At 60.3% G+C, this 8,926-nt stretch carries 8 protein-coding genes; 2 read left to right on the top strand and 6 right to left on the bottom strand.

Features of this window, described 5'->3' with window-relative positions; translation table 11 throughout:
* Positions 1-330 precede the first annotated feature (330 nt).
* Entirely contained in the window at positions 331-693 is a 363-nt protein-coding gene (locus C8J42_RS19695; RefSeq protein WP_133021506.1) for a darcynin family protein, read from the bottom strand.
* Positions 694-841: 148 nt separating this feature from the next.
* Here C8J42_RS19695 and C8J42_RS19690 point away from each other — a divergent pair, with 148 nt between their 5' ends.
* Complete coding sequence (locus C8J42_RS19690) at positions 842-1,396, top strand: TetR/AcrR family transcriptional regulator (RefSeq protein ID WP_243644634.1); 555 nt, start codon at positions 842-844, stop codon at positions 1,394-1,396.
* Between the two features lie 163 nt (positions 1,397-1,559).
* Here the strand turns inward: C8J42_RS19690 and C8J42_RS19685 are convergent, their stop codons facing one another.
* The 4 genes from C8J42_RS19685 to C8J42_RS19670 form a co-directional block, all read right to left on the bottom strand.
* Positions 1,560-3,044, bottom strand: a complete 1,485-nt coding sequence (locus C8J42_RS19685; RefSeq protein WP_133021505.1) for an MFS transporter — start codon at positions 3,042-3,044, stop codon at positions 1,560-1,562.
* Positions 3,031-3,336: a DUF4387 domain-containing protein gene (locus C8J42_RS19680; protein WP_133021504.1), complete on the bottom strand. Its 306-nt coding sequence runs from the start codon at positions 3,334-3,336 to the stop codon at positions 3,031-3,033. Before C8J42_RS19680 ends, C8J42_RS19685 begins: the two co-directional genes overlap by 14 nt.
* Entirely contained in the window at positions 3,320-4,507 is a 1,188-nt protein-coding gene (locus C8J42_RS19675) for an acyclic terpene utilization AtuA family protein (protein WP_207897197.1), read from the bottom strand. Before C8J42_RS19675 ends, C8J42_RS19680 begins: the two co-directional genes overlap by 17 nt.
* Before the next feature lie 243 nt (positions 4,508-4,750).
* Positions 4,751-6,988 carry a TonB-dependent receptor gene (locus tag C8J42_RS19670; protein WP_165895581.1) on the bottom strand — a complete coding sequence of 746 codons (2,238 nt, stop codon included), beginning with the start codon at positions 6,986-6,988 and terminating at the stop codon, positions 4,751-4,753.
* A 192-nt stretch (positions 6,989-7,180) separates the two neighbouring features.
* Between C8J42_RS19670 and C8J42_RS19665 the strand changes: the two genes are divergently transcribed.
* The gene (locus C8J42_RS19665) at positions 7,181-7,885 is read left to right on the top strand and encodes a Crp/Fnr family transcriptional regulator (protein ID WP_133021501.1); all 705 of its coding nucleotides are present in this window, start codon (positions 7,181-7,183) and stop codon (positions 7,883-7,885) included.
* A 97-nt stretch (positions 7,886-7,982) separates the two neighbouring features.
* Here the strand turns inward: C8J42_RS19665 and C8J42_RS19660 are convergent.
* A partial coding sequence (locus C8J42_RS19660; protein WP_133021500.1) for an NAD(P)-dependent alcohol dehydrogenase occupies positions 7,983-8,926 on the bottom strand: 944 nt, incomplete at its 5' end.

The raw sequence follows: 8,926 nt of genomic DNA, 5'->3' as shown, positions 1-8,926 counted from the left end.
ATTTGTATTTTCGTCGCCTACCAATTCCTCAAACCGGCGCACTCGCGGCGGCGGAGAGTGGTCTGCGCCTGTTGACTCAGGCCGCGATAGAGAAGCGGACGCTCAGAGCGTCGGTTCAGCACCCCAACTCCGGCCGCTTGTTCATGTCCACGGCCAGAGTGAAGTTAGGACGGCTAGCCCCTCCCTTTGACCACTAGGCTTTCTCAAATGGGATGCTGTTTCGGAAACGGCCACAAGAAGGGCGTAAAGAACGCTGGTCTTCCGCTCCACCCGCAAAGGGTGTGGAGCGGAGCAGTGCCACCGAGCGGGCATACGCCGCCCGATGATATTTCAAGATCGGAGAGCTTCGACTTCATAGTTCTTGGCCCACGCGTTCAGCTCACCTGGAAAAATGTCGTGAACGAGAAAGAAGCGGTCCCAGAACGGCGTTTCGCGCAGCTTCTCGCAGAAGAGTTGATAGCTTTGATGGTCTTTTGACTCGATCATCCAGATATCGCTGATCTTCGCCGTGTAGAACTCAACATCGTACCACTTAAGGCGGACCCGCCCATTGAACTCATCGAGGATGGGCTGGAAGGTGTCTCGGGCATGGGCCAGTCGCGTCTCGAACGTGAAGCCTAGCCATTCCGGCGAGGTCTTAACCATAAAGAAGGTCGTGAGTGCGGTCTCGAACTGGGTGGGTTGGGCGTCCATGATGCATCCTTGCGTCGTTGATTGACGCCATTAGGATGCGAGCATCCGCTCACCTTAGCTACTCGCATTGGCCACCATGACTGCACAGCCTCAGGACCAACGCACGCGCCCACGGAAACAGCCAAGGCAGGCGCGCGCGCAGCACACCGTGACTGCGATCATCGAAGCCTCTGCTCGCATTTTGGAGGAGCAGGGGCACGGTGGCTTTACCACAAATGCGGTGGCTGAATTAGCCGGCACCAGCATTGGTACGCTGTACCAGTACTTCCCTGACAAGGATGCGCTGCTCGGTGCGTTAATTGCTCGTGAAACATCCCGTCTTGTCGAGGAGGTTGAGGCCGCGAGTATCGTAGTTGCCGGGCGGGGCGCTCTAGATGGCGTGATTGAAGCCGCTGTTCGACACCAAATGCGTCGCCCTCGTCTGGCACGACTGCTCGATTTCGAGGAAGCCCGCCTTCCTCTCGATGTCGACACTCAGTTCGTAAGGGCTAGAATCGTCACGTTTCTCGCAGACATTCTTGCCCGGCCGGACCTTCCCCACCAATCTGATACGGCATCCGTCACGGACGATGTTCTAGCGATTATCAGGGGAATGATCGATGCCGCAGGCGAACGCGGCGAGGAGCGACAGGCACAACTCATGGTGCGGGTTCGCCGCGCCGTACTTGGATATCTGGCAATGCCCGACAGCGCTGAGGCCTGACTCTCAGACGATGGACGCAGATAAAAATGCGCCTGCGAGGTCCGCACGGACCCATGACTGGAGGCTCGTGACATTTCCCGGACGTCCCAACATCAGACGTCCGTTCATCAGTATTAGGCCACTAGGATCACGCTGCCAGTGGAATGGGGTCGATGAGCATTTGTTACGAGACGGTCGGGGCCAGTTCCGGCGTCACGCGGATCTCGTCGGCCTCGTTCGTCCGCAAAGTCGCAAGGTTCCGCTCGTGCTGCGTCCGATCGATCCGGTAAGCGAAAAGTAACCCGATCGCGATGAGCGTCATCCCAATGACCGTTGGCAGATACAGTGCACCTAGTCTGAAAATCAGTTCAGGATCCACTTCCCCCGGCTTTGCGTCCCGGGGAAATGCAATCAGCGAAAGCACTCCACCCGATACCATGACCCCTAGTCCGGATACCGCCTTGGTGAAGAACTGATCGGCTGAGAAGAGTAGCCCTTCCGAACGTTGACCGGACTTGACCGCCACATCTTCTATGACGTCGGCGAGCATCGAGTTCATCATGACAGCGCTCATCACGTATAGCATCCCGAGGAAGAAGGCTTCCGCCGAGAGGATGACGAACAGGGCGTTCGATCCATTCGCCGGCATAAGATCTAATAATCGAAGCGCGATCGGGATCGCGCCGTTCAACAGGCCGAGTGTGTAACAGATTATCGTGCCTCGACGCTTCCCCAGTCTGCGACTTACCATTCCTACTAGCGATGCGCCTACGAGAGCCCCGACAGCACCTATAGTTGCCATGAGCGACAGCCGCGCCTGCGACAATTCCCAGAAATACAAGCCGAAGTAAAGGTCGAGTCCGGTCTTCGCACCAGCTGCAACCGATTGGAAAGCGCCAACCCCGAGCATGGCAACTGCGGACCGGTTGCGCAGGATACCCATTGTATCCTGCCAAAACGTGCCACCCCGGTGTTTGGTCGGCACGGGGCGGCGCAGGTAGGGAATGAACCGGTGCGTCGCTGCAGCCGAGATGACGATCACGGTAAACATGATCGCCGACATCGTGAGGGAGAAGCCGAAGTATCCCGCCTGTTCCGTCGCGCCGCCAGACCCGTCGGGCCTCTCGCGCATAAAGACCTCTAGTCCGAGGACCGTCACGAGCAGCCCGGCGATCGTACGGAAGAAGATCCGGAAGTTCACGATCCGCGTGCGGCCGTCATAGTCCTCGACGAGTTCAGGCGCGAGTGCAGCGGACGGCAACTCAAAGAAGGTATCCGAGACCCTGATCAACAACAGGCACCCGAACAGCCAGCAAAGAAGTGGCCAGTCGGTTAGACCGGTCGGCGGGTTCCAGAGCAGGAAGAACCCGATCGCCAGCGGCGCGGCGGACAGATACATGAAGGGATGCCGCCGGCCCCAAGGCGAGTGAAAACGGTCTGACAAATGCCCGACGACGGGATCGCAGATAGCGTCGAAGACCAGGATCACCGTGATGACTAACGACACACGCGTCGGGGAAAGACCGAGCACCTGATTGTAGTACAGCAGAAGGAACGCGCTCAACGCGCGCATCTTGATCCCGCTTGAGACAGCACCGAGTCCGTAGAGGGCTTGGGTGATGATACCTGCAGTCGGTCGACCGCTACTGAGAGGATCAGAGCTCGACATCGAGCAACCTCACGTATTGCTGACCGCCGTGCATGTCCCGCTCGACCGTTCCGCCCTGCGGCGTGGCACGCGGGTAGGAGAACTTCAGCACCGAAAGATGCGTCACTTCGAAACGCTTCATACTGACGGGGTCAACGCCGAACACCGCGGCGATTGCCGAACCCGTGAGCGACGGGGCGTTCGAGTAATGCGCAAACGCCCCGGCATCAGGGAAGAAAAGATCGACGGTGATCCAGAAGGGCCCGGCATTCTTTGAACGTACATGCGAGCAGACGTTACTCAACTTCGGCATGATTAACCCCTTCCGCACCTGGGTATCGGATCCGAACAAGCTCGAGCGGGTCGTCAACCCGAACCACGTGGTTCAGCCTGAACTCATAAACCTGTCCGCGCTCGATCTCGGCCGGTGAGAATGGAAAGGCGTAGCTCGGGAGCTCTTGATCGGTGTTCAGCGGCATGTGGAAGAAAGCCGGGTTGCAGGTCTTGGCTATCTGCGTTGCCAGCTCCTGCGTGGCAGCGGTGGCGACGAACATCAGGCCAATTTCGCGCGGCGGAGGCGCGTCTGGATCCACCGCTTCCCCCGTAACCCCGTTCCAGCCATAGGCTCGTAGCGAAACGTCGTAGTCTCCGAGACGAACCCCGATCGTCGCCTGCAACCGCGATCGGAAGAAACCTTCCATCTGAGCGATGAACCGTGGGATTTCCGCCAACACGCCGCGGTCCTGGATACCGACAAGCATGATCGTCTGGAACGGTCCCCCGGATGCGCCCTCCAGCTTCATGGTATATGGCGCAGGTTCGAAGACCGATCCCGAGACGCGTACGATCCGATCGTCGAGCGCCTCGTAACGTGAGGTGCTGACGTCCAGAACGCCGCCCGGCTCAGCGAGCCGGAACGGATCACTATTCTCGTAGAGCATATGGGCCGACACCGTCTTCGGCGTGCACGCGTTGCTCGTGGCCAGCGGCTCGACGTCGAAATGGTCGATACCGACGCGAACGATCACGCCTCCGTCGCGTGAGCGGACCGTGCAGAGTCCGCCGCATTCTGCAGTTTTGCCAGCATGCCACGCAGCGCCTGCACCAGCGCCCATCATTAACGGTACCGCAGCGATGACGGCGGTGTCTGTAGTCCGTCCACCAAGGACGATGTCAGCACCCGTGCGTAAGGCTTCTATGTACGGCTCTGGCCCCATCAGGGCGACGATGTGGTCGCACGCCGCGAAGACGCCTGGCGGGACATCCTGGACAGGTGCCAGCGGCATGATACCGCCGTTCGTGGCACGCTCCTCGAGCACCGCTGCTTGCTGCTCCGAATAGAGCAGAGCGATACGCGGGCTCAATCCGTTCTCGCGCGCGATCTCGACGGCAACGTCGTACATCCAGTCGAGCGCCATGTCGCATCCGCTGGTTCCGCACGAGCCGATCAGCAGCGGGATTCCAGCATTGGCCTGCGCCATCATCAGGATGGCGAGATCGGACTTGACCGCATCACGAGAGTATTTGGACCTCCCTGTCGCTAGATACGCCGGACCGCTATCAGTCGAACCTGCGTCGCACGCGATCGCGTGAGCCCCCATTGTCATGCCGCGAGCCACGTCCTCCGTACGCACGCCCGCACCAAGAGCCCCGACCGGGACGATGACGTTGCATGTCTGTTCAAGTGCGGGCGTCATACTCGCATCCTGACCGGAGCGCGGGCGAGTTCAGAAACGTGCATCGAGTGTCACTCCGATCTGCCGCGGGGCGCCGTACTGCACGAATAGGCCGTTGGCCTGGTCCACGTTGTAAACGCGATATTCCTTATCGGTCAGGTTCTTGACCCAGAACCTTGCAGAAAACCGCGCATCGACGTGATAGGTCACGCTAGCATCCCAAAGGGTCCGCGGCCGACGATACTCGATGAAATCGTTGTCGTTATCGTCGAAGATGTCGCTCTGGTAGTCGAGTGATACTACAGCCCGCAGCCAGCCCCAGTCCGATTTGGGCGACGTGAATCCAAGGTCCGCGGTCATCGCATGCTGCGGGGTACGGCTGAGACGACTGCCTGCGAGGTTCCGCTGCACTACGGCGCCGTTGGCAAGGATCGCAGAGGTTTGCGTCAGCCGATCGAAGAAGGGATGGAGGTAGGTGTAGCGCGCCGTCAGATCGACAAACTCGACAGGCGCGAGCACCAGTTCGCTTTCGATGCCCTTGATCGTCGCGTCCCCCGTGTCGGTGGATACGCGCGTTCCACCGGGTCCTGCGGTCGCATCCGGGATGACCTGGATCGTCTGCAGATCGCGATATTCCGCCTGGAACACGGACACGTTCAACCTCAGCCGGCGGTTCAGCCAGTCGGTCTTGATCCCCGCCTCGTAGTTGGTGACCTTCTCTGGCGCGGTTGCGACCCGGGCCAGTATGGCTGATCCCGGCTGTTCTTGAAAAGCGCCTGATTTGAACCCGGTGGATACGGTGCCAAAAACGAAGATGTTGTCACTGAAGCGGAAATCGGTGCCGACGCGGTAGGTGACGAGCTTTTGCCGCGTGACGCCGGGGGTGCCGAACGTCGAGTAGTTCACAGTCGGCAGGACCGGGTTACCCGTCAGCCGCGTGATCTCGTAAACCTTCCTCTCGTCCGTATAGCGCGCGCCGCCAAACACCCCGAGGCCAAAGTCGAACTTGTACTGCGCCTCGCCGAACGCGGCATAGCTGCGGTTGCGAGAGTGTGCGACGAAGCGGTTCTCGCTGTTGTCGATTACTTCGGTCTCGCTCTCCCGTTCGCGATCAATGTCATCGCGATTGTAGTACAGACCTGCCACCCAGCTGAACGGCCCGGAACCAAGTGAGGTTAGCCGGGTCTCGGCCGAATAGGAGTCCGCTTTCTCTTTTGCCAGTACCTGAATTGCGGGCACCAGTACTCCCGTGGCGGCATTCACAGCGGCGGTGGCGCCGTCTAGGTCGTCCGAGGAGTCGTAGTCCAGCGTTCGCCATGCTGCGGTCGCGGTCAACGTTGCGAAGCCAAGTACCTCGGTGTTCAGCTCGCCGCGAACGCCACCGGTCGTCGATCTGATGAAACCATAGCGATCAGGATCCGCAATCCGCGGCTTGTCGTAGTCGTCGTAGCCGGCATTCGGCCTGGTGGGGTGGAACGAAAGTCTTCGAACGTTGAAGCGGGACCCTGGCGCGAGGTCCTGGTCTGCGATGTCGGCCGAGATCAGGAATGTTGTAGCGCTGCCGAGACCGAACATCGTCTGCATCCGCGCGCTCATTTTATTTTCGTCGTCGAGAGGACGGCCTATCGGAGTTTTGCGAAAACCATCGTTACTCACCGCACCGAGCACGATACGCGTGGCGATCGTATCAGTGATGGGGACGTTCAACATCACGTTGCCGTTCAGCTGCGAAAACTCGCCGGCTGTGAACTGAACCTGTGCCTTTGCATCCCGCGTCGGTTTTGCGGTGATGAAATTTATCGCCCCGCCGACGACGTTCTTTCCGAACAGTGTGCCTTGGGGCCCTTTCAGAACCTCAATGCGCTGCATGTCGAAAAAATCGATCCCGAGCATCGCGGCACGGCCGAGATAAACCCCGTCAAGGAAGGCAACCGACGACGGGTCCCCTCCCGCACCCTGGTTGGCGCTTCCGATGCCCCGGAAGAAGGGGCGGGGAGCAGCACGAGGGAATGCGTCGAAGTTCACGCCTGGAGTCGCCTGAGCAAGCTTGGCAAAGTCGTTGATGCCCTTCTCCTGGAGCTGGGCATTGGTGAACGCCGTGACAGTAACGGGCGCGCTTTGCAGTGACTCCTCGCGGCGACGCGCCGTGACGACAATGTCCTGGATCCCGGAGGCCTTGGCTTGCTCAGTCGGCATGCCCTCCGGTGGAAGTGTCGTCTGCGCATAGGCCGGCATTGACGCAAAGCTGCCAAGCGTCGCCGCGCACAAGATCGTTTGGTAGGAATGCATACTCAGGTCCTCCCCTGCCCCCCGCATTTGACCTGCGGGTCTCATTGACGCGACGGTGCTTTCACCATCCGCTGCCGGACCGTTTGCACTCTGGGATAGGTTCGAACGTGTCACCAATGTTACATCGGACGACAATCTTTCGAGCTATAGGCTCGGGCGCAGCTGCGTATTGCAGCGCGGAGAGGAACTATAATGGACGACGGCGCGGCCCCCCCGGTGCCCGGCATCATCAACCGGGAGAACTGGATCGGTGCACTTCCGGGTACGGTGCGCTTGGCCGTCGAGGCCCGCATGACGCGCTTCACCGTCGACCCCGGCATGCCGGTAAAGCGCGCCGGTGAGGCGGCAACGCGTATCTTCCAGGTCGAAAGTGGCTTTCTGAGCCTCATTGGACTGCACGTCGACGGGCGGCAGGCGCTTATTACTATCTACGCGTCCGGAAACTGCTTTAGCGAAACTGCGATGATCGCTCGGCGCATGCACAACCACACGACGATCGCGCTGACCCCGGCGGTTATGCGGCAACTCGATCGTGATGATTTCTGGGAGTTGTATCACCGCCATCCGGAGATCCCCGAGGCGCTCTGCCGGAAGTTCGCGGAGGCCATCTCTCGGCAAATGGCCAGCCGCGAGCAGCGTGCGACCCAGCGTCTCGGAAAACGCGTAGCAATGATGTTCGATAACCTCGCAGAACATGCAGGATCGGAAACGAGCGAAGGCAGCGTCCGCATCGCTCTACCGATCACGCAAAGTGACATCGCTGATCTCTTCGACGTCACACGGCAGAGCGTGCATCGCGAGGTGGCAAACCTAAAGCAGCTAAAGCTGGTAGAGAGGCATCGGGGCGAATGGATCGTTTTGGACCCTGTAAGGCTACACCAGATCTGCAGTTACTGAATGCCCCGATCGCTTCGCGATGAAAGACTGCTGAAGGGACGATAGCTGAGGATCCAAACGTTCACGGCGTATCCGCTCCCCGAGTTTCGGCATTTATTCAGGTCGGCGGCAGGGTGATATCGCACGTATCGATCACGATCTTGCCGAACGGGCCAGCGTCAAGACGATCGAGTGCGTCCGATAGATCGGCGAACGCGAAGCGGCTGTCGATCACCGGCGTCATGCCGGTCCGTGCGACCGCGCGCACCAGGTCCTCAAGCGCGCGACGATGACCGGTACCAATGCCCTGGATCGTCACGTCCTTCATCATCAGCGGCATGGCGGGTGAGGAGAGGTCGAACCCATCGAGCGCACCGATCTGATAGATGCGTCCGCCAATCGCCGCAGCCTGTACCGACTGGCCGAGAAAAGTACCGCCGACGGTCTCCAGGATATGATCTGCGCCTCGGTCGTCGGTCAACGCGTATAGCGCTTCGAGCCAACCCGTTCGGTGCCGATCCATCGCATGGTCGGCTCCCAGCGCCAGGACACGATCGATCTTCTCCGGGCTGCAAGAGACGAGCACCCTCGCCCCATGCAACTTCGCGAACTGGAGCCCGAAAAGCGCCACTCCGCCAGTCCCCCGGATCAATACGGTGTCGCCGGCGCGTACTCCGCCGCGCTCGACCAGTGCGAACCAGGCGGTGAGCGCGGCGCAGGGCAGCGTACTCGCCCGGGCGTCGTCCAGTGCCGCTGGTGCCGTGACCAGCCAGTCTTCGGGCAGTACAACATACTCTGCCAGTACGCCGGCGAAATAGCCGCCGAGGGTGCGATAGGCGGGGGTGCGGGCCGTGCCTGCGCGGGCACCATCGATCCACTCGGGCGTGAAGCAAGAGATCACGCGATCGCCAACCGCGAACCGTTCGGCATCGTCGCCCATCGCCACGATGCGGCCAGCTAGATCCGTGCCCGGCGTGAATGGAAAGTCGAGCGTAAGCCCGCGCCCGCTATCGATAACCATCTTGTCGCGGTGGTTGAGGGAAACCGCGCCGACCTTGACGA

It is taken from the genome of Sphingomonas sp. PP-CE-1A-559 (genome assembly GCF_004340965.1).
Taxonomy (GTDB): domain Bacteria; phylum Pseudomonadota; class Alphaproteobacteria; order Sphingomonadales; family Sphingomonadaceae; genus Sphingomonas.
This window is presented reverse-complemented; position numbering and strand designations above follow the sequence as displayed.

Bases quoted from the DNA above. Each gene is read 5' to 3' on its own strand.
- C8J42_RS19680 (WP_133021504.1), bottom strand. From the start codon at position 3,336: ATGCCGAAGTTGAGTAACGTCTGCTCGCATGTACGTTCAAAGAATGCC.
- C8J42_RS19685 (WP_133021505.1), bottom strand. From the start codon at position 3,044: ATGTCGAGCTCTGATCCTCTCAGTAGCGGTCGACCGACTGCAGGTATC.
- C8J42_RS19675 (WP_207897197.1), bottom strand. From the start codon at position 4,507: ATGATGGCGCAGGCCAATGCTGGAATCCCGCTGCTGATCGGCTCGTGC.
- C8J42_RS19695 (WP_133021506.1), bottom strand. From the start codon at position 693: ATGGACGCCCAACCCACCCAGTTCGAGACCGCACTCACGACCTTCTTT.
- C8J42_RS19665 (WP_133021501.1), top strand. From the start codon at position 7,181: ATGGACGACGGCGCGGCCCCCCCGGTGCCCGGCATCATCAACCGGGAG.
- C8J42_RS19670 (WP_165895581.1), bottom strand. From the start codon at position 6,988: ATGCATTCCTACCAAACGATCTTGTGCGCGGCGACGCTTGGCAGCTTT.